Below are 25,996 nucleotides of genomic sequence, written 5' to 3'. Positions count from 1 at the left end.
GGCTGACGTCCCGTCAGTCGCTTCCGCGTGCCCGCAGCAACAGCAGCGCCACGTCGTCGATCCGCTCCTCCGTCGCCGCGTAGTGCCCCACCAGCCCGTCGGCCAGCTCCTCCAACGGCGACTCGCCGGCCTGCGCCAGCCGCCGGCCCAGTGCGGCCACCGCGTCCTCGATGTCCACGCCCGGCGACTCGATCAGCCCGTCCGTGTAGAGGGCGAGGACACAGCCGGGGGAGAAGTCCACCTCCGTGGTCGCGTACGTCGCCTCGCCGTCGATGCCCAGCAGCGGACCGCCCGCCAGGTCGAGGACCTTCACCCGCCCGTCCGGCCGGCGCAGCAGTGGCGGCGGGTGCCCCGCCCGCGCCATCACCGCCCGCCCCCGGCCCGGATCGAGCCGCAGGTACAGACAGCTGGCGAACAGGTCCGAACCCAGGTCGAACAGCAGCCGGTTGGTGCTGCGCATCACCTCACCCGGCTCCTGTCCCACCGTCGTGTACGCGCGCACCGCGGTGCGGATCTGCCCCATCATCCCGGCCGCGGTCACGTTGTGGCCCTGGACGTCCCCGATCACCGCAGCCGGCAGCGGCCGTGACGACACCAGGTCGTAGAAGTCGCCGCCGATCTCCATGCCCCGGGTGGCCGGCAGATAGCGCGCGGTCGCCTCGATCCCGGGCAGCGCCGGCAGCGAGTGCGGCAGCAGCGCCGCCTGAAGCCCGTGGGCCAGCTGATGCTTGACGTCGTAGAGCAGCGCCCGGTCCAGGGCCTGCGCGATCAGCCCCGCCAGACTCGTCAGCACCGCCCGCTCGTGCGTGGAGAACGCCCGGGGCTCCGCGTACGCCAGCACACACGCCCCGACCGGGCGGCCGGACGCGATCAGCGGAAGGAAGGCCCAGGCCGCGAAGCCGTCGGGTGTCGCGTGCCGGGCCGGGTAGAGGCGCTCCAGCTGCCGCCGGGAGTCGAAGAACGCCGGCACCCCGTGCGAGACGGTGTGCGCGCCCGGCGTCGGCGCGTCGAGCGCCATCCCGTCGAACCGCTCCACCACCCGCGGATCGGGATACCCGTGGTGCCCCAGCACCCGCATCCGGCCCGCCCGCGCCCCCAGCAGCGTCAGCGCCCGGCTGCCCACGGCCGGCGCGATCTCGTCCGCGACCAGCCGCACCACGTCCTGCACGCTCACCGTCTCGGTCAGCGCCCCCGCCAGACTCAGCGCCTGCGACATCGACACCAGCCGGGCCGGCGCGTCCCCCTGCCCGGCGCGGGACGGCCCCGGCTCCGCCACACCGCGGGCCCGGCTGATCCGCACGCTGATCCCCGTGGTGCTCGGATACAGCCGGAACGACAGCCACTCGGAGGGCGGGCGCAGCGCCACGAACGAGGTGGCGTCCTGGCCGATCAGCGCGGCTCGGTAGCGCTCCTCGTACACGGGGTCGTTCAGCCAGGGCACCGACGCCCACAACTGCGTGCCCAGCAGCCCGCCCACCGGGACGCCGAGCAGATCGGCCGCCGCCCCGTTGGCGAAGCCCACCCGCCCGGTCAGATCCAGCGAGCACATCCCGTACGGCAGCCGCGCCACCATCCGCGCCGCCTCCACCGAGCCGAGCGTGCCGGCGACGCCGCCCAGCGGTCCCGCCTCCAGCGGATCCGTCTCCGCCCGCACCGAGCGGTTCTGCTCCGCCGCCCGCTCCAGCCGCAGCGCCAACCTTTCGCAGGCCGCCTCCAGGTGCTGCCGCTCCCCGTCCGCCAGCTCCGGCGGATGCGAGCCGGGCCAGGTCACGTAGACCGCGCCGTACACCTTCGTCCCGGTCGCCACCGGCATCGCGGCCAGCGCGAAGGGGTACGGCAGGACGACGGCGATGCGCGGATAGCGCCGGGCCATGTCCTCCTCGCCGCCCACCCACACCAGCCGGCGTTCGCGCACCGCCTCCGCGACCGGGATCGGCGCGCTCAGGCCCACCCGCTCCCAGGGGGCCGCGAAGGACCGGGGGAGCCCCGCCATCACCGCCATCTCCAGCACCGGCTCGTCACCCGGACGCAGGTACACCGCGCCGGAGTGCGCCCCGACGCCGTCCATCATCGACGTCAGCGCCAGCGACAGCACCGGTTGGCCGACCGGGGCGGCGACGGCCGCCGGCGGTCCGCCGGACGTCTCTGCCGAGGACACGGCGACCACCTCCTCGCCCGGCCGCACGCTCCCGGGAACCCGGGCCGCACGCTCCCGGGACCGGAGCCGCATGTTCCCAGGAACCAAATCTGCCCCCTGACGGCCGCTCGCGCACGGCGGACGGGCCCGCGGCGACGCACAGGGGCTGCGCGAACGTCACATAAGCGCTGTAATACCGACGTGGTCAGTGAGGGCGCTGCGGAGCGCGGAACGGGAGCGCTGCGTGCCGAGGCCGCCCTCAGAACGATCGCCTCCGACCCCGCCGCGCCCGGACGACTGCGCCGCGTCCTCGAACAGGCGCTCGTCTTCTCGGGCGCCGCCCTCGCCGCCGTCTACGCCCCCGCCGACGACGGCGACGACCTCCGTCTGGTGGAGTCGGCCGGCGTCCCCCGCACCCTCTACGGCCTGCGCGCGAGCTACCCCGCCGACGGCCGCTCCCCGGCCGCCCGCGTCCACCGCGAGCGACGGCCCCTCTGGCTCGGCCCCGCCCCGCCGGCCGGGAACGCCGATCCGCGTCCGGCGTCCGCCCGGGACGCCCACCTCGCCGCGCTGCCCCTGCCCGGCGGCGGCTGCCTCCTCGCCCTCGGCGAGCGCCCCGGCGGCTTCGACACCGACGACCGCGCGTGCCTCGACCTCGTCGCGGAGGCCGTCGCGGATGTCGTCAGGGACGCCGCCGTCCTCCCCACGACCGCCGCCCGCGCCACCACGACCTCCGCCCTCCCCGTCGAGAACGCCGAGAGCGGCCCCGGCGACTTCAGCCTCGCCATGGACAGCGGCCGGGTCGAGGCCGGCGACGCCCTCCTGGAGCTGTTCGGGCTGAGCCGGGCCGGCTTCGACGGCCGGGTGGAGACCCTCCTCGGCCTCACCGTCCCCGAAGACCTGCCCTCCCTGATGTCCGTCGTCGAGGCCGACCACATGACGATCGGCGAACGCGAACTGGAGTTCCGGGTGCTGCGGTCCGACGGCCCGCCCCGCTGGGTGCGGCTGCGCGGCCGGCTCCTGCCCGGCGGCACGGGCCGCCCGGCCCGCCTGGTCGGCACCGTCGCCGACGCCTCCACCCTGCGCTCCGCCGTCACCGACGTGGCCCGCGTCCAGCGGCTCGCCGCCTCGCTCGCCGCCGCCCGCACCGTCCGCGACGTCAGCCAGGCCGTCGTCTCCGCCCTGCGCGCCCCGCTCGGCGCCGACCGGCTGGCGCTGGCCGAGCTGGAGAACGACCGCCTCGTCGTCACCGTCCTCGACCCGCCCGAACCCGAGGCCTGGCCCGACCTGTGGCGGCTGGAGTGGCGCACCGAGTGGCCCGACGCGCCCGTGCGCGCCATGCCCACCCTCGCCTCCGCGCTGCGCGAGAGCCGCACCCGGATCTGGCCCGCCGGCACCGCCCTGGAACCCGCCCTCGCCGACGTCGGCCCCGGCGGCCTCGCCGTCCTCCCGCTGTCCGCCGCCGGGCGCATGGCCGGCGCCTGCCTCATCGGCTGGGACGAGCCGCACGAGTTCCGCCCCGAGGAACGCGCCCTGCTCACCGCCACCGCCGGCCTCGTCGGACAGGCCCTGACCCGCGCCCACGCCTTCGACGCCGAACACGAACTGGTCGGCATGCTCCAGCGCCAGCTGCTCCCGCGCCGCCTGCCCAGACTCCCCGGCGCGGTCGCCGTCGCCCGCTATCTGCCCGCCACCGCGGGGCTGGAGGTCGGCGGTGACTGGTACGACGTGATCCCGCTGTCCGACCACCATGTCGCCCTCGTCATCGGCGACGTCCAGGGACACAGCACCGCCGCCGCCACCCTCATGGGCCAGATGCGCACCGCGCTGCGCGCCTACGCCACCGAGGGGCACCCGCCGGACGTCGTCGTCGCCCACGCCAACCGCCTCCTGGTGGAGATGGAGACCGACCTCTTCGCCACCTGCTGCTACGTCGACGTCGACATGGAGGCCGGCACGGCCTGGTCCGTGCGCGCCGGGCACCCGCAGCCCGTGCTGCGTCACCCGGACGGCTCCACCGAGATCGTCGAGTCCGAGGGCGGGCCGCCGCTCGGCGTCATCAGCCAGACCGACTTCCCGATGACCCCGCTGCGGCTGCTGCCCGGCACCGTCGTCGCCCTCACCACCGACGGGCTCGTGGAGTCCGCCGACATGGACATCGACATCGGGATGGAACGCCTCGCCCAAGGGCTGTCCGTCTCCGACCCCGCCCACCTCGGCCTGGTCGCAGACGCCCTCCTCGGCAGCGCCCACCGCGGCGACGACGTGGCCCTCCTCCTCATGCGCTACGACGGCATGGCCGTCAAACCCCTGCGCGAGGGCTGGACGGTGTGGCGGGTCCCCGAGGCGGCCCGGCACGCCCGCCGCTTCACCCGGCGAACCCTGCGCGCGTGGGGCGTGCCCGCCGACGCCATGGACGCGGCCCTGCTCGTCGTCTCCGAACTCGTCACCAACGCCCTCGTCCACACCGACGGCCGGGTCCGGCTCGACCTCGGCCTGATCAGCCACCGCCTGCGCCTCGCCGTCACCGACGCCTCGCCCCGCACCCCGGTCAAGCCGCCCGGCCTCACCTGGGAGGCCACCGGCGGCCGGGGCATCCTCCTGGTGGAGGCGGTCTCCGACGCCTGGGGAACGGTGCCGGTCAGCGGCGGCAAGCAGGTGTGGAGCGAGATCCCGCTGGAGGAGCACCCCCAGGGGTCCCCCGACTGACCCCCAGGGGTCCCCCGACTGACTTTCCAGGGGTCCCCCGACTGAGGGAAAGCACACACCGCCGGGGGAGTGAGAGACGCGCGGGCGGGGCGTGTCCTGCCGAGGGCCGGGTACCCGGCGTGCATGGACACCATCGCCTCCGCCTACCTGGCGGCCTCCGGAAAGTCCGCGCTGGCGGTCGTCGCCTTCATCGTGGTCGGCGTCGTGCTCGTCGGCGCGCTGATCTGGGCCGTCCGGCTCGGTATCCGCGTACGCAGGCGCGAGCCGGGGCCGCCGCAGCCTCATGAGCAGCCCCGGATGCCCGCGTCCGGTCCCGTCCGTGAGAGCAGCCAGGCGCGCGAGCCGAACGAGATGCCGCACCCGGAGGAGGGCCGCCGCCTCACTCCGCACGAGCTGCGGCCCACCGGCAGCCGCCCCCGCACGGAGGAGGACTCCGGCGGCTCGTTCGGCGGCGGTGGATCCGGCGCCCGCTGATCCGGGCAAAGAGCTGATCCCGACACAGAAAGGCAGTGAACCGCAGTGACCTCGCAGCTCGAGGAGAAGCCCACCGTCCGCCGGCCCGAGACCGGCTGGGCCAGAGCCCGCCGCCTCCGCCGCGCCGGCGCCGCCCCGCGTACCTGCCTGCCCGCCGTGGAGCTCCCGGGCGCCGCGCCCGCGAGGCCGTACGGCGCGGAAGGCAACATCGTCAGGGGAGACGACTGAGCGGACGGACCCCGAACGACCGAGGGGCCGACGAGTCGATGGACCGAGCGCCGAGGAGGTGACGGCGTGCGCCTTCTGCTGATGTCCGACACCCATCTGCCGAAGCGCGCCAAGGCCCTCCCTGCCCCGCTGCTCGACGAGCTGCCGCGCGCCGACGTGGTGATCCACGCAGGTGACTGGGTGGACACGGCCACCCTCGACCTGCTGGAGCGGCGCAGCCGGCGGCTCCTCGCCGTGTACGGCAACAACGACGGCCCCGCATTGCGCGCCCGGCTCCCCGAGGTCGCCCGCGCCGACCTCGGCGGGCTGTGCTTCGGTGTCGTCCACGAGACCGGGCCCGCCCAGGGCCGCGAGGCCCGCTGCGCCGCGCTCTTCCCCGATCTCGACGTCCTCGTGTTCGGGCACAGCCACATCCCCTGGGACACCACCGCCCCCGGCGGACTGCGGCTGCTGAACCCGGGGTCCCCGACCGACCGCCGCCGTCAGCCGCACTGCACCTATCTGACCGCCGCCGTCGACGACGGCCGTCTCACCGACGTCGTCCTCCACCGGCTGCCGCCCCGGGCCCCGGCCGGCTGACCGTTAATCCGTTGCCGTCCCGCTCTCCGCTCTGGTGGACTGCGAGTGATCCGTCACCGCGGGAATCCCGCGGGAACCCCGCAGGAACCAGGAGCCGAGATGCGAGCAGCGTTCATGTCCCCCCAGGAAGGAACCCCTCCCACTCCCAAGGACATGACGCTTCGTGCACCTGCTCAACCTCGGAATCCTCGCCCACGTCGACGCCGGTAAGACCAGCCTGACCGAGCGCCTGCTGCACTCGGCGGGCGCCATCGACGAGATCGGCAGCGTCGACGCCGGCAGCACCCGCACCGACACCCTCGCCCTGGAACGGCAGCGGGGCATCACCATCAAGGCGGCGGTCGTCTCCTTCCCGGTCGACGACGTCACCGTCAACCTCATCGACACCCCCGGCCACCCCGACTTCATCGCCGAGGTGGAACGCGTCCTCGGCGTGCTCGACGGGGCCGTCCTCGTCGTCTCGGCGGTGGAGGGCGTGCAGGCGCAGACCCGGGTCCTGATGCGCACCCTGCGCCGGCTGCGCATCCCGACGCTGATCCTCGTCAACAAGATCGACCGGCGCGGCGCGCGCCCCGAGGGCGTCCTGCGCGAGCTCCGCGCCCGGCTGTCGGCACCGGTCGTCCCCATGGGCACGGTGTCGGACGCCGGCACGCCCGTCGCCGCGTTCCGGCCGGGCCGTCTCGCCCCGGACGTCCTCGCCGACCACGACGACGACCTGCTGGCCGCGTACGTCGACGGCTCCCTCGCTCCGCAGCGGCTGCGCGCCGCGCTCGTCGCCCAGACCGGGCGGGCCCTCGTCCACCCGGTCTGGTTCGGCTCGGCCGTGACCGGCGCGGGCGTGCCCGAGCTGATCGCCGGCGTCAGGGAGCTGCTGCCCCCGGCGGCCGGGGACCCCGGGGGCCCGCTGTCCGGGACCGTCTTCAAGGTGGAGCGGGGCCCGGCGGGGGAGAAGGTCGCCTACGCGCGCCTCTTCTCCGGCACCCTGCGCACCCGCGACCGCGTCCCCTTCGGCCACGAGGAGCCCCGCCGGGAGGGCAAGGTCACCGCGATCAGCGTCTTCGGCCGGGGCGCCGACGCACGGGACGCGCGGGAGGAGTCGGTCGCGGCGGGCCGTATCGCCCGGCTGTGGGGCCTGGCCGAGGTGCGGATCGGGGACAGCCTCGGCGTGCCGCGCACCCCGCCCGGCCACTTCTTCTCGCCGCCCACCCTGGAGACGGTCGTCGTGCCCGGCCCGGACACCGACCGCCGCTCGCTGCACCTCGCCCTCACCCAGATGGCCGAACAGGACCCGCTGATCGGCCTGCGCCACGACGAGATCCGCCGGGAGACCTCCGTGTCGCTCTACGGCGAGGTGCAGAAGGAGGTCGTGCAGGCCACCCTCGCCGACGAGTACGGCCTGCACGTCACCTTCCGCGAGACGACGCCCCTGTGCGTCGAGCGGCCGGCGGGCAGCGGGGCGGCGGCCGAGTTCATCAAGAAGGACGCGAACCCGTTCCTCGCCACCGTCGGTCTGCGCGTGGACCCGGCCCCGCCGGGCAGCGGCGTCAGCTTCGGCCTGGAGGTGGAGCTGGGCGCGATGCCGTACGCGTTCTTCAAGGCGGTCGAGGACACCGTCCGCGAGACCCTCGGCCAGGGGCTGCGCGGCTGGCGGGTCGACGACTGCGCGGTCACCATGACCCACTGCGGCTACTGGCCCCGCCAGAGCCACGCGCACCAGGGCTTCGACAAGAGCATGTCCAGCACCGGGCACGACTTCCGCGGTCTCACCCCGCTGGTGCTGACCGAGGCGCTGCGCAGGGCGGGCACCCAGGTGTACGAGCCGATGCACCGCTTCCGGGTGGAGGCCCCGGCGGACACGCTCGGCGCGCTGCTGCCGGTGCTCGCCGCGCTGTGGGCCGTGCCGCGCACGACGGACACCCGGGGCGCGCTCTGCGTCCTGGAGGGCGCGGTGCCGGCCGCCCGGGTGCACGCCCTGGAGCAGCGGCTGCCCGGACTGACGCGCGGGGAGGCCGAGTTCGAGAGCGCCTTCGACCACTACGCGCCGGTCGTCCACGGCACGGTCCCCGAACGCCCGCGCACCGACCGCAACCCGCTGAACCGGAAGGAGTACCTGCTGAACGTGACGGGCAGGACGGGCGGTTGATGCGACGGGCACCCGAACAAGGCGTGCAGGAAGGGTGGTTGAGGTGAGCGAAGTTCGACCTTACTCGTGAGTCAGAAGCTATTGACGGTGTCCGGAAATCGCCCGACTGTAGTGGACATGCCGAATATCCGGGCACGTCTGCTCGTTGTTCTGGTTGTCCTCTGCGGATTCCTGACGGTGGCGGGCACTCCGACCGCCTCCGCCGCCACCGTCCCCGACTCCCTCTCCTTCGACGGCACCCCCCTCACCGTCTCCGGCGGCCGCTTCGTCGACGCCCACGGGCGCGAGGTCGTCCTGCGCGGCTACAACGTCTCCGGCGAGACCAAGCTCGCCGAGAACAAGGGCCTGCCCTTCGCCTCGGTCGCCGACGCGAGGAAGTCGGCGACCGCCCTGCGTGCCCTGGGCGGCGGCAACTCCGTCCGCTTCCTGCTCTCCTGGGCCTACGCCGAGCCGGTGCGCGGCCAGGTCGACCCCGCCTACCTGGCCGCCGCCACCGACCAGATGCGCGCCTTCCTCGACGCCGGCGTCCGCGTCTACCCCGACTTCCACCAGGACCTGTACTCCCGGTACCTGTTCGACCCGGACAGCTGGTACACCGGCGACGGCGCCCCGCAGTGGGCCGTGGACCTCGGCAACTACCCCGACGAGTCCTGCGGCATCTGCTTCCTCTGGGGGCAGAACATCACCCAGAACGGCGCGGTGAAGGCCGCCCAGCGCGACTTCTGGCACAACGCGTACGGCCTCCAGGACGCCTTCCTCACCACCGCCCAGCGGACCATGGCGTACGTCAAACAGAACCTGACCGCCGAGCAGTTCGCGGGCGTCGTCGGCTTCGACCCGTACAACGAGCCGTATGCCGGCGCTTACGACTCCGGCCAGAACAGCCGCAGTTGGGAACGCGACCTGCTCTGGCCCTTCTATGTGAAGTTCCGGGCCCGGATGGACGCGGCCGGCTGGCAGGACAAGCCCGCCCTCGTCGAGCCGAACCTCTTCTGGAACGGCAACGTCAGCAAGGAGGAAGGCGGCCTCCTCGACGCGGGCGTCCTCGGCTCCCGCTACGTCTTCAACACCCACTTCTACGACCAGAAGGCCATCTCCGGGATCCTGATGTGGGGCAAGGCCGCCGACGGCCAGTACGTCACCGACTTCGGCACCGTCCGCGACCGGGCGGCGGCGGCAGGCACGGCCGCCGTCGTCAGCGAGTTCGGCCACCCCCTCGCGGGCACCGTCGCCGACAAGGCCCCGACCGTCCTCAAGGCCATGTACCAGGCCCTCGACTCCCGCGTGAAAGGCGCGAGTTGGTGGAACACCCCGGCCGCCTCCGGACCCGTCCTCTCCGGCCAGCAGTGGCAGTGGGACATCTACAACGGCCGCCACCGCGAGCTGATGAACGGCAACCCCGACAAGGTGCTCACCGCGGGCGACGCCTGGAACGACGAGGACCTCTCCGCCGTACGCCTCGACGACGCGGGCAAGGCGACGCTCCGTCAGGACGCCCGGCTCCTGGACCGGGTCTACCCGAGCGCCACCGGCGGCACCACCCTCGCCTTCACCTACGAGGACCGCTCCCGCGACGGCTCGACCACCCTCACCTGGAACCCGGTGCCGAGCTCCCTGCCCAGCACGGCGCAGCTCGTCGGCTCCGGCCAGTACGGCCTACTGGTGTGGCGGTCGAACGGCAGCGCCGCCCCCACCGAACTGCACCTGCCCGCCTCCTTCCCCACCGCCGCCACCACCGTCGTCTCCGACCTCGGCACGGTGTACGGCCCGCCCGCGTACACGAGCACCGCCAAGATCGGCGCGGCCCCGGAACCGGGCGGCACGGGCAGCCGCCGCCTGCTGCTCACCGCCCCCGACTCGGGCGCCGTCCACTACGCCCTGGTCACCAACGGAGCCACCGCACCGTCCGCCTCCCTGCTGGCCGCGGCCCGCTCGGAGCTGTCGGCCTGGGTGACGCAGAAGCTGGGATAGACGACGGGGACGGACGACGGCGCCCCCGGGTGGTCCCGGGGGCGCCGTCCTCCAAGGAGGGTCCGTCAGTTGCCGGGGCCCGTCCAGCCGGCGTCGACATGGCCCAGCCGCACCCGCTGCGGGTGGTCGCCCACCGGCACCGAGAGGACCTTTCGGCCGGTGGCGAAGTCGATCGCCGTGACCTGGTCCGAGCCGCTCTCCGAGACGACGCACTGCTTGCCGTCGCCGCTGACGGTCGCCCAGTAGGGCTTGGACGCGGTGACGAGCGGACCCTGCTGGAGGGTTGTGCGGTCGACGACCGTCGCGTAGTCGTCCATCGTGCCCGCGACGCACAGCTTGCCGCCGTCGGGACTCATCGACAGGCCGTGGTGGCGCGAGTCGTTGACGAACGTGGTGCGGTCGTCGCTGGTCGCGGGGTTCTTGGGCAGGGTCTTCGTCCGGGTGATCTTGTCCGTGGCGATGTCGTACTCGAAGAAGCCGTTGAAGAACGAGACCTGGAAGTAGAGCTTGGACTCGTCCGGGGAGAACGCCGCCGGGCGGACGGCGTCCGAGTAGTCCGTCAGGCCGATCGTGTTCAGGCGCTCGCGCATGTCGACCACCTTGACCTGCCGGTACGTCGTGGCGTCGACGACGGTGATGCGCCGGTCGCCCTTCGTCCAGTCCAGCCATGGAGCGTCGAGCGCGGTGTTCACGTCGCCGATCGACATGGTCCAGATCTGCTTGCCGTCCTTGGTGAAGATGTTCTCGTGCGGCTTGTCGCCGGTGGAGTACGAACCGAGCTGTCTGCCGGTGGTGATGTCCAGCACGTGCACGGTGTTCGAGGTCGAGGCGGAGACCGCGACCCGGGTGCCGTCGGGGGAGACGGCCATGTGGTCGGAACGGTAACCCGACACCGGGAAACGCCAGTTCACGGCCCCCGTCGAGACGTCGATCGAGACGACGTCGGCGAAGCTAGGCCGGGACACGACCACCGACGAGCCGTCGGGCGTGGAGTACATGTCGTCGACGAACTGGTCGTGACCCTCACCGACGCTGTTGCGGATGGTCATGAAGGCGATCCACCGGACGGGGTCGGCGTTGATCTCCGCCATCCGCTGGTCCTTGTCGGGAATGACGTTGATCCGGCCGATCTTGGCGAAGTCGCCGGTGGACCTGATGACGTCGGCGGTGCCGTCCCAGTTGTTGGCGACGAACAGCACCTCGCGCAGCGCCGCGGCGTCCGGGCCGGCCGTGGCGGAGCTCGCGGGGGCTGCGGCGGCCAGGACGAGGGCGGCGGCCAGGGAACCGAGGTGCCTTGGTCTGAGGGCGGACATGACTGCTCTCCTCCGGGTGGGGGCGGTGCGTGGGCGCGCGGAAGGAAGGAGCCGAATCTGAACACGGCTGCGTTCAGAATGGACTTACTGGAAAGTAAGGAAGGAGGGCCCTTCGCCACAAGACTGTGCGCACGACAAAATCGGACCAGGAATCGATGAGGGAGGGCCAGTGGCGGGCAGGCTGAGAGCGCCGACCGGCCGATACGCGGGCAAGACGGCCGAGCAGCGGCAGGCCGAGCGACGCCGGAGATTCCTCGACGCGGCGCTGCGGCTGTTCGGCGACGCCCCGGGCTACCGGGGCACGACCGTCGCGGCGCTCAGCGAGGCCGCCGGCCTGTCCACCCGCCAGTTCTACGAGGAGTTCCACACCCTGGAGGACGTCCTCGCCGCACTGCACCTCCAGGTCAACGCCTGGTCCGAGGAAGCCGTCCTGGCGGCCGTCGCCGCCGCCGACGGCCTCCCGCTCGCCGAGCGGGTCGGCGCGATCTTCCGCGCCTACGCCGACAGCGTCACCGCCGACCCGCGCCGCATCCGCATCACCTTCGTCGAGATCGTCGGCGTCAGCCCCCGCATGGAGGAACAGCGCCTGGCCCGCCGCGCCCAGTGGGTCGACCTCATCTGCGCGGAGGCGACCGCGGCGGCGGCCCGCGGCGAGGCGGCCCCGCGCGACTACCGCCTCGCCGCGGCGGCCTTCATCGGCAGCGTCAACGGCCTCCTGCACGACTGGAGCACCGGCTGGGTCGACGCCACCGTGGAGGAGGTGGTCGACGAACTGGTCCGCCAGCTCCTGCACATCCTGCGCCCCCCGGCTCCGGACGGCCCCGGCCCCGGTCGGCCCTGACCGCCGCTACTCGTCCCAGGCCTGGATCATCGTCTGCTCGACGATCTTGCCGTCGCGCAGCGAGATCATCGACTCGGCGAACACCCGGACCCCGTCCGCGTATTCGCAGGACTCGGTGAAGGCGGCCCGGTCGCCCTGGACGACGCAGGCCTCCAGCCGGTGCGTCATGTCACGGCTGTAGACGTCGTCGAGCATCGCGGCGATCTCGTCACGGCCGTGCAGGACGGTGGGCCTGCTGGGCTGGCTGTCGCGGTCCACGACGCGCAGTTCCGCGTCGTCCGCGTAGAGCGACAGCAGCGTCGCCGGGGTGCGCCCCTCGACGCCCCTGCGCAGTGTCTCGGTGTCGAAGGCGGAGCCTGCCGCGGTGCCCATGGTGACCTCCCTGTCGGGCCCGCGGACCCAGGGGGCGGGCCGCCGGGCCCTCACCTTCGAGGCTCCTCCGCCGGCCCGCCCCCGGCAAGCCCTCGACGCCGTCGTCCGCCTGTCGGGTGAGCGCCGCCCCGCGCCCGTGTCCGCGAGGACCCGTGTCCCGTTGCTGAGGGCATGATCTCCACTCGACGCATCGTCGCCGCCGCCGTTCTCGCCGTCGGGGTCACCGGCCTCGCGGCGCCCATGGCGAACGCGGCCGAAGCCCCGGCCGGCGGCCGACTGAACCCGATGACCCTCCTCGACTCGCTCGCCGCCAACGACATCCCCGCCGAACACCGGGACGAACTGCCCCCGGTGTCCCGGCAGTTGGGTGAAGTGAACAAGGTGACCGAGCTGCGCAAGCTGAACGAGCTGCACCAGGTCACCGACCTCGTCGCCCCCGTCACCGCGCTCCTGCCCGTCGTCCAGGCCTGATCCGAACCCCACCGCGCCCGCCCGGACCCCGGGCGGGCGGCGGCCCCGCCTCACTCGGCCCTGGCGAGGAACCGCGTCACTCGGCCGTGGCGAGGAACTGCGTCGCCGCCAGCTCCGCGTACAGCGGATCGGCCGCCACCAGCTCACGGTGCGTGCCCACCGCCCGCACCCGGCCCGCGTCCATGACGACTATCCGGTCGGCCGAGGTGACCGTCGACAGCCGGTGGGCGACGACGAGGACGGTGGTCGTCCGGGCCACGTCCGCGACCGTGTCGCGCAGCGCCGCCTCGTTCACCGCGTCCAGCTGCGAGGTCGCCTCGTCGAGCAGCAGCAGACGCGGGCTGCGCAGCAGGGCGCGGGCGATGGCCACCCGCTGACGCTCCCCGCCCGACAGCTTCGTCCCCCGGTGCCCGACCAGCGTGTCCAGACCCTGCGGCAGCCGCGCGACCAACGTGTCCAGCCGCGTCGTCTTCAGCACGCCCCGCACGGTCTCCTCGTCCGCCTCCGCGTTCCCCAGCAGCAGATTGTCGCGCAGGCTGCCCGACAGCACCGGCGCGTCCTGCTCCACGTACCCGATGGCCGACCGCAGCGAGGGCAGCTCCCAGTCCGCGAGGGCACGGCCGTCCACGCTGATCGTGCCGGACTCGGGCTCGTAGAACCGCTCGATCAGCGAGAACACCGTGGTCTTGCCGGCCCCCGACGGGCCGACGAACGCGGTCATGCCCCGCGCCGGCACCTCGAACGTCACCCCGTGGTGCACGTACGGCAGGTCCTCGGCGTACCGGAAACGGACGCCGGCGAAGGCCAGCGAGGCCGGCTCGGCGGCCGGGGACGGCAGCGGCGCGGGCCCCGCCGCGGGCTCCGCGGGCAGCCGCAGCGCCTCCTGGATCCGGCTCAGCGCGGCGGAGCCCGTCTGGTACTGCGTGACCGCCCCGACGACCTGCTGGATCGGCGCCATCAGATAGAAGACGTACAGCAGGAACGCCACCAGCGTCGCCACGTCGATCGCGCCCGTCGCCACCCGCGCCCCGCCCACCGCCAGCACCGTGATGAACGCCGTCTGCATCGCCAGCCCGGCCGTGTTGCCCGCCGCCGCCGACCACTTCGCGGCCCGCACGCTCTGCCGCCACGACTCCTCGGCCGCCGCGTGCAGCGCCCGCTCCTCCCGCTCCTCCGCGCCCGACGCCTTCACCGTGCGCAGCGCGCCGAGCACCCGTTCCAGTGAGGCGCCCATCACGCCCACCGCGTCCTGCGCCTCGCGGCTGGCCCGGTTGATCCGCGGCACGATCGCGCCCAGCACCACGCCCGCGCCCACGATCACCGCCAGGGTCACCGCGAGCAGCACCGGATCCACCACCCCCATCAGCACGACCGTCGCCACGAGCGTCAGCCCGCCCGTGCCGAGGCCGACCAGCGAGTCGGTGGTGACCTCCCGCAGCAGCGTCGTGTCGGAGGTGATCCGGGCCATCAGATCGCCCGGCTCGCTGCGGTCCACGGCGGGTATCCGCAGCCGCAGCAGATACGACGACAGCGCCCGCCGGGCCCCGAGCACCACCGACTCGGCCGTGCGCCGCAGGACGTACGAACCCAGCGCGCCCAGCGCCGCGTTGGCGACCACAAGACCCGACAGCGCGAGCAGCGCGCCCGTGATCGGACGGTCCCGCCCCAGATCCTCGATCAGCCCCTTCGCCACCAGCGGCAGCAGCAGTCCCGTCGCCCCGGTGACCAGCGAGAGCACCGCCCCCGCCAGCAGGGCCCGGCGGTGCGGTCGTACATAACCCAGCAGCAGCCGCCACGGGGGCTGGACAGCGGCTGTCTCTGCGTTGCTCACGGGGCTCCTCGTCGCCGGTCCGGACACGGCGTTCAGGCTACGTCGACGGCCTCCCGGCATGGCCGGAACCAGGTCGTCCGCCCGATGACCGGCCCCGATCGCCGTGCTCTTACCGATCAGTCACCCGTAGGGTCGGAGGTGGGACGGACCGCCGCCTACGAAAGGGGCAGGACCATGGCGCAGGAAGTGCGCGGAGTGATCGCACCGGGCAAGAACGAGCCGGTACGGGTGGAGACGATCGTGGTGCCCGACCCCGGGCCCGGGGAAGCGGTGGTGAAGGTGCAGGCCTGCGGGGTCTGTCACACCGATCTGCACTACAAGCAGGGCGGGATCAACGACGAGTTCCCCTTCCTGCTCGGGCACGAGGCGGCCGGCGTGGTGGAGTCCGTCGGCGACGGTGTCACCGACGTCGCCCCCGGCGACTTCGTGATCCTCAACTGGCGGGCGGTGTGCGGACAGTGCCGGGCCTGTCTGCGCGGCCGGCCCTGGTACTGCTTCGACACCCACAACGCCCGCCAGAAGATGACCCTCACCGACGGCACCGAGCTGTCGCCGGCCCTCGGCATCGGCGCGTTCGCCGAGAAGACGCTGGTGGCGGCCGGCCAGTGCACGAAGGTCGACCCGGCGGTGTCGCCCGCCGTGGCCGGACTACTGGGCTGCGGCGTGATGGCCGGCATCGGCGCCGCGATCAACACCGGCAACGTCGGCCGCGGCGACTCGGTCGCCGTCATCGGCTGCGGCGGGGTCGGCGACGCGGCGATCGCCGGGGCGAACCTGGCCGGCGCGGCGCGGATCATCGCCGTCGACATCGACGACCGCAAGCTGGAGAAGGCCCGCGCCATGGGCGCCACCCACACCGTCAACTCCAAGGAGACGGACCCGGTCGAGGCGATCCGCGAACTGACCGGCGGCTTCGGCGCGGACGTGGTCATCGAGGCGGTCGGCCGTCCGGAGACCTACCGGCAGGCCTTCTACGCCCGCGACCTCGCCGGCACGGTCGTCCTCGTCGGCGTGCCCACACCGGAGATGAAGCTCGAACTGCCGCTGCTGGACGTCTTCGGACGCGGCGGATCGCTCAAGTCCTCCTGGTACGGCGACTGCCTGCCCTCCCGGGACTTCCCGATGTTGATCGACCTGCACCAGCAAGGTCGCCTGGACCTCGGCGCGTTCGTGACCGAGACGATTCAACTCGACGAGGTGGAGAAGGCGTTCGACCGGATGCACCACGGCGACGTGCTGCGCTCGGTGGTGGTGCTGTGATGTCCGCGCGCATCGAACGCCTCGTCACCTCAGGCCAGTTCAGCCTCGACGGCGGCACCTGGGACGTCGACAACAACGTCTGGCTCGTCGGCGACGACCACGAGGTCGTCGTCATCGACGCCGCCCACGACGCCGAGGCCATCGCCGAGGCCGTCGGCGACCGCCGGCTGACGGCCATCGTGTGCACCCACGCCCACAACGACCACGTCGGCGCGGCGCCCGCCCTCGCCGACCTCACCGGCGCGACGATCTGGCTGCACCCCGACGACCTGCCGCTGTGGAAGCTGACCCACCCCGACCGCGAGCCCGACGCCCATCTGGCCGACGGCCAGGTCATCGAGGCCGCCGGCGCCGACCTCACCGTCCTGCACACCCCCGGGCACGCGCCCGGCGCGGTCTGCCTGCACGATCCCGGGCTCGGCGTGCTCTTCACCGGCGACACCCTGTTCCAGGGCGGCCCCGGCGCCACCGGCCGCTCCTACTCCCACTTCCCGACGATCATCACCTCGATCCGCGACCGCCTGCTGACCCTCCCGCCCGAGACGAAGGTCCTCACCGGCCACGGAGACCCGACCACCATCGGCGCCGAGGCTCCCCACCTGGAGGAATGGATCGCACGGGGCCACTGAGGCGCCGGACGACCCTAGGATCACCCACATGACGACGACCACCACGTTGGTGACCCTCCATGACACCCGCGTCCTGCGCTGCGCCCCCGAAGGCCCGGCGCTCGACGGCGAGAGCGCGGCGCTCGACCTGATCGGCGACGCGTTCGGGCAGGACGCCGAGGTCGTCGCCGTGCCCGCCGAACGGGTGGCGGAGGAGTTCTTCCGGCTGCGGTCGGGGGTCGCCGGCGCGGTGGTGCAGAAGTTCGCGAACTACCGGCTGCGACTGGCCGTCGTCGGCGACGTCTCCGGGTACGTCGCCGACAGCTCCGCCCTGCGGGACTTCGTGCACGAGTCCAACCAGGGCCGCCAGCTGTGGTTCCTGCCGGACGACGCGGCTCTGGAGGAGAGGCTGCGGCCGGCCGGGTGACCGGGCGGAACAGCCGGGCGACCGGGCCGGAAAAGGCGACAGGAGGTGTCCGGCTTCCGCGCGATCCTCGATGACGACATCGACGGAACACGTACGGGAGGTCGGACATGTCCGGTCCGCTGGAAGGCAAGGTCGCGCTGGTCGCCGGGGCGAGCAGGGGCGCGGGGCGCGGCATCGCCGTGGAGTTGGGGGCGGCGGGCGCCACCGTCTACGTCACCGGGCGCACCACCCGCGCCCGCCGCTCCGAGTACGACCGCCCCGAGACGATCGAGGACACCGCCGACCTGGTCACCGCGGCCGGCGGCCAGGGCATCGCCGTCCCCGCCGACCATCTCGACCCCGCGCAGGTCCGCGCGCTCGTCGACCGCATCGACGCCGAGCGGGGCCGCCTCGACGTCCTCGTCAACGACATCTGGGGCGGCGAGAACCTCTTCGAGTGGGACACCCCGCTGTGGGAGCACGACCTCGACAAGGGGCTGCGGCTGCTGCGGCTCGCGGTCGAGACCCACGCGATCACCAGCCACCACGCCCTGCCGCTGCTGCTGCGCCGCCCCGGCGGCCTGGTCGTCGAGGTCACCGACGGCACCGCCGAGTACAACCGCGACACCTACCGCGTGAACTTCTTCTACGACCTCGCCAAGGCGTCCGTCCTGCGCATGGCCTTCTCCCTGGGCCATGAACTCGGTCCGCGCGGCGCCACCGCCCTCGCGCTCACCCCCGGCTGGCTGCGCTCGGAGATGATGCTCGACCACTACGGCGTCCGCGAGGACAACTGGCGCGACGCCCTTGACCGCGTCCCGCACTTCGCCATCTCGGAGACGCCCCGCTACGTCGGCCGGGCCGTCGCCGCGCTGGCCGCCGACCCCGAGGTGTCCCGCTTCAACGGGCGGTCGCTGTCCAGCGGCGGCCTCGCCCCCGTCTACGGCTTCACCGACCTCGACGGCAGCCGCCCGGACGCCTGGCGCTACCTCGTCGAGGTGCAGGACCCGGGCAAGCCGGCGGACACCGCCGGGTACCGCTGACGGCCCACACGACGGCGGCTCACCGGTCGGACGCCGGGGGCGCTGGGGACGCCGGGGACGCTGGGGGTGCCTGGGACGCCGGAGGTCCCGGAGACGCCGGGGGTGCCGGAGACACTGGGGACGCTGGGGGTGCCGGAGGCGCTGGGGACGCTGGGGGTGCCGGAGACACTGGGGACGCCGGGGACGCCGGGGGTGCCGGGGGTGCCGGAGACGCCGGAGACGCTGGGGACGCCGGGGGTGCCGGGGACGTCGGAGACGCCGGGGGTGCCGGAGACGCCGGAGACGCTGGGGACGCCTGGGGTGCCGGGGATGTCTGGGACGGCAGGGACGCCGACCAGCGGGCCGGGTGCCCCGGCGGCAGTCCCAGATCGTCGCGTACGGCCGCGTAGTAGCCCTCCCGAGCGGCCCGCTGCCGTTCCAGCAGCGGCGGCCAGGCGGCCGGTTCGCGCGTGCCCGCCCGCACGAACCGCTCCATCTCCATCACCACCGTCACCCACTCCCGGGCCCGCTCCACCACCTCACGGCTGCCCAGCATGATCAGCGCCTCGCCGGTCGGGTCCCGCCCGTCGATCGCCTCCGCCATCAACGGCTCCGCCTCCGCGAAGGACATCGGATGCGGATGCGGGTCGTTGCCGAGGTGCGCGGCGACCCGGTACGTCAGCACGACCGACTTCTTCAACGTCCGCGCGTAGTCGGAGTACACGGCGAGCCGTCGCTCCTCCCACCGGGCCGCGCGCTCGCGCCGGAACCGCTCCCGGTCGCTGCGCGCCAGCGCCAGGTAGGAGCCCAGAGCGCCGATCACCACACCGACGAGTGCGGGCAGTTGCTGGAGGAACGAGGTCACTCGAGCACGCTACCGGCCCGGCCCTGACACAAAGTTCACTGTTTCGTCACAGCTCGCGGAGGACTACAACCGCCGTCGCTGCCCACTGGTCTAGGAAGTCGAGATCGCCGTACCACGCCAGGAAGAAGGCAGCCATGGGGGACATACGCAGACGAGGAGCCGTCGTGCTCGGTGTCACGGGGCTCATAGCGCCGTTGACGCTCGCACTCGGCACGACGCCCGCGCAGGCCGCGAGTTGTTCGACGCAGGCCGGGCCGTACCAGAAGCAGGTCGAGAAGTTCCTCGGCCGGCCCGTGGACGGCAAGCAGTCGGCCGCCGACTGCAAGGCGATCCGGGCGTTCCAGAACAAGCACGGCATCACGCCGAACATCGGCTACGCGGGACCCGTCACCTGGGGCGTGATGGATCTCATGAACAAGCAGAAGGCCGTGGGCAACAAGCCCAACAAGGCCGGCAAGTGCCCCACCAACAAGGGCCGCATCGCCTGCGTCGACCTCACCCTCCAGCTCAGCTGGATCCAGGACGGAAGCAAGCTCGTCTACGGGCCCGTCCCGGTCCGCACCGGCCGCAACGGGTACGAGACCCGCACCGGGCTGAAGAAGATCTACTGGCGGAACATCAACCACGTGTCGACGATCTACCACGTGCCGATGCCCTACAGCCAGTTCTTCGACGGCGGTCAGGCCTTCCACTCGGTCGGCGTCAGCATGTGGAACCCGCCGGGCTCGCACGGCTGCGTCAACATGACCAAGACCGCCGCGCAGAAGTACTGGTCCCTGCTGAGGAACGGCGACGACGTCTTCGTGTACGGGCGCAAGCCGGGGACGTGACCGGCGGACCGGGCAGGTGAGGCGGACAGACGGACGTGATCAGTGACACGTCCGTTTTGTCCATTTGGCTTGGGTATCACTCACGTTGCCTTCACCTGCCACGCCGTAAGATTCACACCATGTCCACCACTGTCGAACACCTCTCCGAGCGATCGGCCGAAGAGGTCAACGAGGAGATCAGGGCCCTGTGGCTCCGATCGGGCGGGACACTGAGCGGCGAGCAGCGCGAGGAGTACCAGCGGCTCGTCCTGGAGTGGGCCGCCGCGGCCGATCACCCCCAGGTCGTCGAGTAGTACCGCTGGTAGGCCTTGCGGTCCTGCTCCGCGCGGATGTAGCGCGTGGCGACCAGCGCGACCAGACTTCCCGCGATCACCAGCAGCCCCGGACCGACGTTGCGGGGATCCACCAGGCGGGACGCGAGGGTCGCGCCGTCCGTTCCGCCCGTCGCCGGGGTCGTCGAGCCCGGCGAGGTCCCGCCCGAGGCCGCCCCGGCGGCGCCCGTCGGCGAGGACGTCGGCTGGGAGCCGTCTCCCGACGGCGCGGCCGACGCGCCGTTCTGGACGTCGGAGGGCGCGGCCACGATCAGCTGCACGGCCAGCTGGGACAGCGCCTTCGTCACCGGCTGGAAGTACGTCGTGCCGCCCGAGTTGCAGTCGCCGCTGCCGCCCGAGGTGATGCCGAGCGCGATGCCCTCGGAGAACATCGGGCCGCCACTGTCCCCGGACTCGGCGCACACGGTCGTCTCGATCAGCCCGGAGACCGTGCCCTCCGGGTAGTTGACCGTCGCGTCCAGGCCGGTGACCTCGCCGTCGCGCAGCCCGGTCGTGCTGCCGCTGCGGAACACCCGCTGCCCGACGGCCGCGTCGCCGACGCCCGTGATCCGCACCCCGTTGCCGTTGCCGATGGCCACCACGTCGGCCCCCTGGCCGGCCTCCCCGCTCGCGTACTGCACGAGGGAGAAGTCACTGCCGGGGAAGTTGGAGTTGACCGTCTTGCCCAACGCCCGGTTGCCCTGGTTGTCCGCGAACCAGGTGGCCCCGGTGGGCCCGCAGTGCCCGGCGGTGAGGATGAAGTCGTTCGACCCGTTGGTCACGTTGAAGCCCGCCGAGCAGCGTCCGCCGGTCGACAGGATGGGCAGCGCCCCGTTGATCCGGGTGGTGAACGTGCCGGAGGTGCGCTCCATGCGCACATAACTGCCGATGCGTGACGCGACCTTCGTCATCTGCGACCAGTCGGAGGCGGACACCGTCTTGTCGCCCCGCACCACCACCTGGTTCCTCCGGTAGTCCAGCACCCACGCGGTGCCCGGCACCTTCGGCGCCGAACGCAGCGCCGCCGTCGCCGACCTCAGCTCGTTCATGCTGTGCCCGACGACCTTCGCCTGCGCGCCCGCCTCGCGGACCGTGGCGGCGGTCGTCTCGTCCGTGACGGCCACGACCGGCCGCCCCTCGTCGTCGATCCAGGTGCCCGCGGTGCGGGCGGTCCCGAGCGTCTTCACCAGGTTCGCCCCGGTGCCGTCGGCGGACTGCGCCGCATCGCCCGTCACCGCCGAGGTGACGGGCGTCTCGCTCGCCATGGCCGCCTGCGTGACCATGGCTCCTCCGAGGAGGAGTCCGCCGACGGCCGCCAGCCGTGTCGCTCGCCGGACGATCCGCCGTCGTACGTGCCTCATGCATGGCTCCCGAACCAGAACGCGCGGTCTCAACACCGCGGGGCCCTCCGGTCGTTGAGCGCCCTCATCTCCATACGGGCACGGGAGCCGCAGCGTTCACCCGGCGCGTGATCATTTACGGTTTGCGGGCCACCCCGCCGAACATGGCGACCTCGTCCGGCAGCGCCCCGCCGGTTCCCTCCGGACGCCAGCGCGAGCAGGACACCACACCCGGTTCCAGCAGCTCCAGGCCGTCGAAGAAACGGGCCACGTCCGCGGGGGTGCGCTGGGTCAGCTTCGGGGTGCCGTGCTCGTTCCAGAACCTCACCGCCTCGTCCACGTCCGGCATCGCCGGGGAGGTGACGGTGTGCGACAGCACCAGATGGCTGCCCGCCGGGAGCGCGTCCGTCAGCCGGCGCACCACGCCGTACGGGTCCTCGTCGTCGCCGACGAAGATGACCACGCCGAGCAGCATCAGCGCCACCGGCCGCTCGAAGTCCAGTGTCTTGGCGGCGTGTTCGAGGATCGCGTCGACGTTGCGCAGGTCCTCGTCGAGATAGTCGGTGCGGCCCTCGGGGGTGCTCGCGAGGAGGGCGCGGGCGTGCGCCAGGACCAGCGGGTCGTTGTCGACGTAGACGATCCGGGAGTCCGGGGCGGCCCGCTGGGCGACCTCGTGCGTGTTGTCCGCGGTGGGCAGTCCGGTGCCTATGTCGAGGAACTGGCGTATCCCCACGTCGGCCACCAGATGGCGTACGGCGCGGCCGAGGAAGAGGCGGTCGGCGCGGGCGTACTCGCCGATGCCCGGGTGCAGCCGGCGGATCTGGTCGCCGGCCGCCCGGTCGACCTCGTAGTTGTCCTTGCCGCCCAGCCAGTAGTTCCAGATACGGGCGGTGTGCGGCTGCGAGGTGTCGATGCGCTCGCGGGAGGACTGCGCCGCCTTGGCGCCGACGGCGGTTAAGTGCTCGGTCACGGATCAGCTCCTGTGATGGGTGCCGGCTCGGTCGAATCGGGCCCCGGCTCGTTCATATGCCGGGGTCAACCAGCAATCTAGACCGCAGAGCCCACCCGCGCCCCCGGCCCCGGGGTTTCCCGGCCACGGGTCCCGCCCGCCGGCCACGGGTCCCGGCCGCGTGCCCTGGCCGCCGGCCGCGGGTCCCCGGCTGCACGCCCCGGCTGTCGGCCGCGGGTCCCCGGCTGCGCGCCCCGGCCGCCGGCCGCGGGCCGTGCGCCTCGGCCGCGTGCCCCGGCCGCACGCCCTGGCCGCCGGCCGCGGGTCGCCGGCCGCACGCCCCGGCCGCGCGCCCCGGCTGTCGGCCGCGTGTCGTGCGCCTTGGCTGCACGCCCTGGCCGCCGGCTGCGGGTCTCCGGCTGCACGCCCTGGCCGTCGGCCGCGGGTCTCCGGCTGCATGCCCCGGCTGTCGGCCGCGTGTCGTGCGCCTCGGCTGCACGCCCTGGCCGTCGGCCGCGGGTCTCCGGCCGCATGCCCCGGCTGCCGGCCGCGGGTCTCCGGCTGCGCGCCCCGGCTGTCGGCCGCGTGTCGTGCGCCTCGGCTGCACGCCCCGGCCGCCGGCTGCGGGTCTCCGGCTGCACGCCCCGGCTGCCGGCCGCGGGTCTCCGGCTGCACGCCCCGGCTGCCGGCCGCGGGTCCCCGGGCCGCGACCCACTGCGCTCGTTGCCCCGCAGGCTCCGCACGGCCCGCAGGCCCGGACGGCACGCTCGGCTCCGCAGGCCCCGCAGGCCCCGCAGGCCCCGCAGGCCCCGCAGGCCCCGCAGGCCCCGCAGGCCCCGCAGGCCCCGCAGGCCCCGCAGGGCCCGTAGGGCCCGTAGGGCCCGCACGGTACGCGGGCCGAGTGTCAGGAGGGCGCCTATCTTGTGGCCATGACCAGGATCCCGCACGAGATGTCCGGTGAACCGAATCCCCTTACCCTCCTCACCCTCGACCGGCTCCGCCGGCGTACGAGCCTGAAATGGCGCACGTACCCGGCCGACGTGCTGCCGCTGTGGGTCGCGGAGATGGACGTGCCGCTCGCCGGACCCGTGGTCCGCGCGGTCGAGGACGCGCTCGCCCTCGGCGACACCGGCTATCCCGCGGGCACCCGCTACGCCGAGGCGCTGGCCGCGTTCGCCGGGAAGCGGTGGGGATGGCACGGCCTCGCGGTCGAGCGGACGGCGATCGTGCCGGACGTGATGCTGGGCGTCGTCGAGATGCTCAAGCTGGTGACCGGCCCGGGGGACCCGGTGATCGTGAACCCGCCGGTGTACCCGCCGTTCTTCCGGTTCGTCGCCCATATGGACCGCCGGATCGCGGAGGCGCCGCTCGGCGCGGACGGACGGCTCGACCTGGACGTCCTCGCGCGGGCCTACCGGCGGGCCGTCGCCGGCGGCGGGCGCGCCGCGCATCTGCTGTGCAGCCCCCAGAACCCGACGGGCACCGTGCACACCGCCGAGGAGCTGGCCGCCGTCGCGGCGCTCGCCGAGCGGTACGGGGTGCGGGTGGTCGCCGACGAGATCCACGCCCCGCTCACGGCGGGCGGCGTCGACTTCGTGCCCTATCTCCAGGTGCCCGGCGCGGAGAACGGGCTGTCGCTGACGTCCGCGTCGAAGGGGTGGAACCTGGCCGGGCTCAAGGCCGCCCTCGCCGTCGCGGGCCCCGCTGCCGCCGCCGACCTCGACCGGCTGCCGGAGGAGGTCGGCCACGGGCCGAGCCATGTCGGCGTCCTCGCCCACACGGCCGCCCTGCGCGACGGCACGGCCTGGCTGGACGCCCTGCTGGCCGGCCTCGACGCCAACCGCCGGCTCCTCGCCGACCTGCTCGCGGAACAGCTGCCCGGCGTCGCGCACCGGCCGGGCGAGGCCACCTTCCTGGCCTGGCTGGACTGCCGTGCGCTGGGCCTCGGCGACGATCCGGCCCAGGTGTTCCTGGAGCGCGGCCGGGTGGCGCTCAGCGGCGGCCTCCCGTTCGGCACGGGCGGCGCCGGGCACGTACGCCTGAACCTGGGGACGTCACCGGAGATCCTGACGGAGGGGGTACGCCGGATGGCGGCGGCACTGCGCTGACGCCCGGTCCCTGAAGCCCGTTGCCCGGTCACCGAAGCCCGGTGTCTCGGGCGGCCGTTCAGAGCCGCTCGCCCTCCTGGAGCTCCACCCCGTCGACGGTGACCCGGTCGGTCCGCTCGGAGCCGCCGACGACGCGGATCCAGCTGTCCACGACCAGTTCGCGGTCGTGCAGCTGGATCTTGAACCCGCCGTACATGCCGGGGACGGGGAACCAGAGCGCCGGCCGGTCGGTCTCGGTGAGCACCTCGACCTCCGGCAGGCGCATCCCGTTCCGGGTGGCCAGGTCGGTGCGGCCGGCGCCGCCGCCGGCGCGGTGGCGGACGAGCCGGTGCAGATGGTGCTGGAGCGGGCCGAGCGCCTCCGGCGGCAACTCCCGTCTGGGGGCGGGCTCCAGCAGCCCCGTCAGGTGCCCGTGCCCGCGCTGAGCGGCGATGTCCACGGCACGGGCCCCGTCCGCCGCCCTGAGGGTCCGCCAGGCACCGTACCCCCACAGGCGCTCGACGGTCTCGACGGGAGCGCCGTGCCAAGCGGCCTGGTGGAGCGGCCGGTAGCCGCTACGACCGTCGAGCCGCGCGGAGTTGACCGCGACCGGTTCCTCGTCGAGCACATCGAAGACGACGTCCCAGTCCCCGTCCCGAGCGGCGTCGGCCAGCCGGTCCCGCCGCACGACGAGCCACTCCTTGTACGACTCCCGCCGGGTGACCCCGTCCCACTGAGCCATCTGTGCGTCCGCCATGCCCGGAGTCTATGAGAAGCGCCGCCGACATGATCGTCCCCGGCGTTTCGCGGGCGGGCCCTAGACTTCCCGGTATGGACGAGACGTCGGTGGAGTCGCTCGCGGCGGGCAAGTACCTGCTGGTCACCAGCTACCGCAAGAACGGAAGCACCGTCGCCACCCCGGTGTGGGTGGTCCGCGACGGGGACGCGCTCGGGGTCTGGACGGTCACCGACTCCTGGAAGGTGAAGCGGATCCGGGCCCGCGGCGACGTTCTGGTCGGCCCGTGCGACGTGCGCGGGCGGCCGACCGGGAAGCAGACGGAGGCCACCGCAGAGCTGTGCGACGCGGCGACCACTGCCCGCTACCGCAAGCTGATCGCCCGCAAGTACGGCATCTCGGGCCGCCTCGTGCTGCTCGGCAGCCGGCTGCGCCGGGGAGCGGCCGGCACGGTGGGGATCCGCATCACCTTGTGACGTGCGGGGGCCGGACCGTCGGCCCCCGCACTCACAT

At 73.4% G+C, this 25,996-nt stretch carries 23 protein-coding genes and 1 pseudogene; 16 read left to right on the top strand and 8 right to left on the bottom strand.

The window, feature by feature from the left end:
- Window positions 1-13: 13 nt before the first annotated feature.
- Window positions 14-2,167 (bottom strand): SpoIIE family protein phosphatase, encoded by a 2,154-nt coding sequence (locus ACFYX4_RS16200; RefSeq protein WP_389333023.1) that lies wholly within the window; start codon window positions 2,165-2,167, stop codon window positions 14-16.
- A 171-nt stretch (window positions 2,168-2,338) separates the two neighbouring features.
- On the opposite strand from ACFYX4_RS16200, the gene ACFYX4_RS16195 reads away from it, so the two are divergent.
- From ACFYX4_RS16195 to ACFYX4_RS16170, 6 genes are all read left to right on the top strand, one after another.
- Complete coding sequence (locus ACFYX4_RS16195; protein ID WP_389332390.1) at window positions 2,339-4,846, top strand: SpoIIE family protein phosphatase; 2,508 nt, start codon at window positions 2,339-2,341, stop codon at window positions 4,844-4,846.
- Between the two features lie 123 nt (window positions 4,847-4,969).
- Window positions 4,970-5,320 carry a DUF6479 family protein gene (locus ACFYX4_RS16190; protein WP_389332387.1) on the top strand — a complete coding sequence of 117 codons (351 nt, stop codon included), beginning with the start codon at window positions 4,970-4,972 and terminating at the stop codon, window positions 5,318-5,320.
- Window positions 5,321-5,365: 45 nt separating this feature from the next.
- Window positions 5,366-5,548, top strand: a complete 183-nt coding sequence (locus ACFYX4_RS16185; protein WP_389332384.1) for a hypothetical protein — start codon at window positions 5,366-5,368, stop codon at window positions 5,546-5,548.
- Window positions 5,549-5,614: 66 nt separating this feature from the next.
- Entirely contained in the window at window positions 5,615-6,127 is a 513-nt protein-coding gene (locus tag ACFYX4_RS16180; RefSeq protein ID WP_389332381.1) for a metallophosphoesterase family protein, read from the top strand.
- A gap of 163 nt (window positions 6,128-6,290) precedes the next feature.
- Window positions 6,291-8,270 carry a GTP-binding protein gene (locus ACFYX4_RS16175; RefSeq protein WP_389332378.1) on the top strand — a complete coding sequence of 660 codons (1,980 nt, stop codon included), beginning with the start codon at window positions 6,291-6,293 and terminating at the stop codon, window positions 8,268-8,270.
- Between the two features lie 117 nt (window positions 8,271-8,387).
- On the top strand, window positions 8,388-10,241 hold the full coding sequence (locus ACFYX4_RS16170; protein ID WP_389332375.1) for a cellulase family glycosylhydrolase: 1,854 nt from the start codon (window positions 8,388-8,390) through the stop codon (window positions 10,239-10,241).
- 65 nt (window positions 10,242-10,306) lie between these two features.
- Here the strand turns inward: ACFYX4_RS16170 and ACFYX4_RS16165 are convergent, their stop codons facing one another.
- Window positions 10,307-11,554 carry a YncE family protein gene (locus tag ACFYX4_RS16165; RefSeq protein ID WP_389332372.1) on the bottom strand — a complete coding sequence of 416 codons (1,248 nt, stop codon included), beginning with the start codon at window positions 11,552-11,554 and terminating at the stop codon, window positions 10,307-10,309.
- Between the two features lie 169 nt (window positions 11,555-11,723).
- Here ACFYX4_RS16165 and ACFYX4_RS16160 point away from each other — a divergent pair, with 169 nt between their 5' ends.
- Window positions 11,724-12,395, top strand: a complete 672-nt coding sequence (locus tag ACFYX4_RS16160) for a TetR/AcrR family transcriptional regulator (protein WP_389332369.1) — start codon at window positions 11,724-11,726, stop codon at window positions 12,393-12,395.
- 6 nt (window positions 12,396-12,401) lie between these two features.
- On the opposite strand, the gene ACFYX4_RS16155 is transcribed toward ACFYX4_RS16160, so the two are convergent.
- Entirely contained in the window at window positions 12,402-12,767 is a 366-nt protein-coding gene (locus tag ACFYX4_RS16155; protein WP_389332366.1) for a nuclear transport factor 2 family protein, read from the bottom strand.
- Between the two features lie 171 nt (window positions 12,768-12,938).
- Here ACFYX4_RS16155 and ACFYX4_RS16150 point away from each other — a divergent pair, with 171 nt between their 5' ends.
- Window positions 12,939-13,238: a hypothetical protein gene (locus ACFYX4_RS16150; protein ID WP_389332363.1), complete on the top strand. Its 300-nt coding sequence runs from the start codon at window positions 12,939-12,941 to the stop codon at window positions 13,236-13,238.
- Window positions 13,239-13,314: 76 nt separating this feature from the next.
- Here ACFYX4_RS16150 and ACFYX4_RS16145 read toward each other — a convergent pair whose 3' ends face one another.
- On the bottom strand, window positions 13,315-15,069 hold the full coding sequence (locus ACFYX4_RS16145) for an ABC transporter ATP-binding protein (RefSeq protein ID WP_389332360.1): 1,755 nt from the start codon (window positions 15,067-15,069) through the stop codon (window positions 13,315-13,317).
- 174 nt (window positions 15,070-15,243) lie between these two features.
- Here ACFYX4_RS16145 and ACFYX4_RS16140 point away from each other — a divergent pair, with 174 nt between their 5' ends.
- From ACFYX4_RS16140 to ACFYX4_RS16125, 4 genes are all read left to right on the top strand, one after another.
- A complete protein-coding gene (locus ACFYX4_RS16140) occupies window positions 15,244-16,329 on the top strand; it encodes an S-(hydroxymethyl)mycothiol dehydrogenase (protein WP_389332357.1) in 1,086 nt (361 codons plus the stop codon).
- Window positions 16,329-16,958 carry an MBL fold metallo-hydrolase gene (locus ACFYX4_RS16135; protein ID WP_389332354.1) on the top strand — a complete coding sequence of 210 codons (630 nt, stop codon included), beginning with the start codon at window positions 16,329-16,331 and terminating at the stop codon, window positions 16,956-16,958. Before ACFYX4_RS16140 ends, ACFYX4_RS16135 begins: the two co-directional genes overlap by 1 nt.
- 28 nt (window positions 16,959-16,986) lie before the next feature.
- A complete protein-coding gene (locus ACFYX4_RS16130; RefSeq protein ID WP_389332351.1) occupies window positions 16,987-17,364 on the top strand; it encodes a DUF4180 domain-containing protein in 378 nt (125 codons plus the stop codon).
- Window positions 17,365-17,471: 107 nt separating this feature from the next.
- Window positions 17,472-18,386, top strand: coding sequence for an SDR family oxidoreductase (locus tag ACFYX4_RS16125; RefSeq protein ID WP_389332348.1), 915 nt, complete (start codon window positions 17,472-17,474; stop codon window positions 18,384-18,386).
- Window positions 18,387-18,696: 310 nt separating this feature from the next.
- Here the strand turns inward: ACFYX4_RS16125 and ACFYX4_RS16120 are convergent.
- A pseudogene (locus ACFYX4_RS16120) lies at window positions 18,697-19,230 on the bottom strand (hypothetical protein); the annotation flags it as partial.
- Window positions 19,231-19,364: 134 nt separating this feature from the next.
- On the opposite strand from ACFYX4_RS16120, the gene ACFYX4_RS16115 reads away from it, so the two are divergent.
- Together ACFYX4_RS16115 and ACFYX4_RS16110 are read left to right on the top strand one after the other, a co-directional pair.
- Window positions 19,365-20,060, top strand: coding sequence for a L,D-transpeptidase family protein (locus tag ACFYX4_RS16115; protein ID WP_389332345.1), 696 nt, complete (start codon window positions 19,365-19,367; stop codon window positions 20,058-20,060).
- Between the two features lie 119 nt (window positions 20,061-20,179).
- Window positions 20,180-20,353: a hypothetical protein gene (locus ACFYX4_RS16110; RefSeq protein WP_389332342.1), complete on the top strand. Its 174-nt coding sequence runs from the start codon at window positions 20,180-20,182 to the stop codon at window positions 20,351-20,353.
- On the opposite strand, the gene ACFYX4_RS16105 is transcribed toward ACFYX4_RS16110, so the two are convergent.
- Together ACFYX4_RS16105 and ACFYX4_RS16100 are read right to left on the bottom strand one after the other, a co-directional pair.
- Window positions 20,332-21,732, bottom strand: coding sequence for a S1 family peptidase (locus ACFYX4_RS16105; protein ID WP_389332339.1), 1,401 nt, complete (start codon window positions 21,730-21,732; stop codon window positions 20,332-20,334). The two genes, ACFYX4_RS16110 and ACFYX4_RS16105, sit on opposite strands and share 22 nt — an antisense overlap.
- Window positions 21,733-21,847: 115 nt before the next feature.
- Window positions 21,848-22,681 (bottom strand): SAM-dependent methyltransferase, encoded by an 834-nt coding sequence (locus ACFYX4_RS16100; protein WP_389332336.1) that lies wholly within the window; start codon window positions 22,679-22,681, stop codon window positions 21,848-21,850.
- A gap of 908 nt (window positions 22,682-23,589) precedes the next feature.
- Here ACFYX4_RS16100 and ACFYX4_RS16095 point away from each other — a divergent pair.
- Entirely contained in the window at window positions 23,590-24,768 is a 1,179-nt protein-coding gene (locus ACFYX4_RS16095; RefSeq protein ID WP_389332333.1) for a MalY/PatB family protein, read from the top strand.
- A gap of 58 nt (window positions 24,769-24,826) precedes the next feature.
- Here ACFYX4_RS16095 and ACFYX4_RS16090 read toward each other — a convergent pair whose 3' ends face one another.
- On the bottom strand, window positions 24,827-25,504 hold the full coding sequence (locus ACFYX4_RS16090) for an ankyrin repeat domain-containing protein (protein ID WP_389332330.1): 678 nt from the start codon (window positions 25,502-25,504) through the stop codon (window positions 24,827-24,829).
- Window positions 25,505-25,578: 74 nt separating this feature from the next.
- On the opposite strand from ACFYX4_RS16090, the gene ACFYX4_RS16085 reads away from it, so the two are divergent.
- Window positions 25,579-25,959: a PPOX class F420-dependent oxidoreductase gene (locus ACFYX4_RS16085; protein WP_389332328.1), complete on the top strand. Its 381-nt coding sequence runs from the start codon at window positions 25,579-25,581 to the stop codon at window positions 25,957-25,959.
- The last annotated feature ends 37 nt before the right edge of the window (window positions 25,960-25,996 follow it).

The organism is Streptomyces sp. NPDC002328 (assembly GCF_042890065.1).
Lineage (GTDB): Bacteria > Actinomycetota > Actinomycetes > Streptomycetales > Streptomycetaceae > Streptomyces.
The sequence above is the reverse complement of the archived record's forward strand: the minus strand, read 5'-3'. Positions and strand labels throughout refer to the sequence as shown.

Excerpts from the sequence above, each read along its gene's own strand:
- ACFYX4_RS16090 (WP_389332330.1), bottom strand. The coding sequence starts at position 25,504 with ATGGCGGACGCACAGATGGCTCAGTGGGACGGGGTCACCCGGCGGGAG.
- ACFYX4_RS16165 (WP_389332372.1), bottom strand. The coding sequence starts at position 11,554 with ATGTCCGCCCTCAGACCAAGGCACCTCGGTTCCCTGGCCGCCGCCCTC.
- ACFYX4_RS16170 (WP_389332375.1), top strand. The coding sequence starts at position 8,388 with ATGCCGAATATCCGGGCACGTCTGCTCGTTGTTCTGGTTGTCCTCTGC.
- ACFYX4_RS16125 (WP_389332348.1), top strand. The coding sequence starts at position 17,472 with ATGTCCGGTCCGCTGGAAGGCAAGGTCGCGCTGGTCGCCGGGGCGAGC.
- ACFYX4_RS16115 (WP_389332345.1), top strand. The coding sequence starts at position 19,365 with ATGGGGGACATACGCAGACGAGGAGCCGTCGTGCTCGGTGTCACGGGG.
- ACFYX4_RS16095 (WP_389332333.1), top strand. The coding sequence starts at position 23,590 with ATGACCAGGATCCCGCACGAGATGTCCGGTGAACCGAATCCCCTTACC.
- ACFYX4_RS16190 (WP_389332387.1), top strand. The coding sequence starts at position 4,970 with ATGGACACCATCGCCTCCGCCTACCTGGCGGCCTCCGGAAAGTCCGCG.
- ACFYX4_RS16105 (WP_389332339.1), bottom strand. The coding sequence starts at position 21,732 with ATGAGGCACGTACGACGGCGGATCGTCCGGCGAGCGACACGGCTGGCG.
- ACFYX4_RS16135 (WP_389332354.1), top strand. The coding sequence starts at position 16,329 with ATGTCCGCGCGCATCGAACGCCTCGTCACCTCAGGCCAGTTCAGCCTC.
- ACFYX4_RS16150 (WP_389332363.1), top strand. The coding sequence starts at position 12,939 with ATGATCTCCACTCGACGCATCGTCGCCGCCGCCGTTCTCGCCGTCGGG.
- ACFYX4_RS16155 (WP_389332366.1), bottom strand. The coding sequence starts at position 12,767 with ATGGGCACCGCGGCAGGCTCCGCCTTCGACACCGAGACACTGCGCAGG.
- ACFYX4_RS16130 (WP_389332351.1), top strand. The coding sequence starts at position 16,987 with ATGACGACGACCACCACGTTGGTGACCCTCCATGACACCCGCGTCCTG.
- ACFYX4_RS16110 (WP_389332342.1), top strand. The coding sequence starts at position 20,180 with ATGTCCACCACTGTCGAACACCTCTCCGAGCGATCGGCCGAAGAGGTC.
- ACFYX4_RS16140 (WP_389332357.1), top strand. The coding sequence starts at position 15,244 with ATGGCGCAGGAAGTGCGCGGAGTGATCGCACCGGGCAAGAACGAGCCG.
- ACFYX4_RS16085 (WP_389332328.1), top strand. The coding sequence starts at position 25,579 with ATGGACGAGACGTCGGTGGAGTCGCTCGCGGCGGGCAAGTACCTGCTG.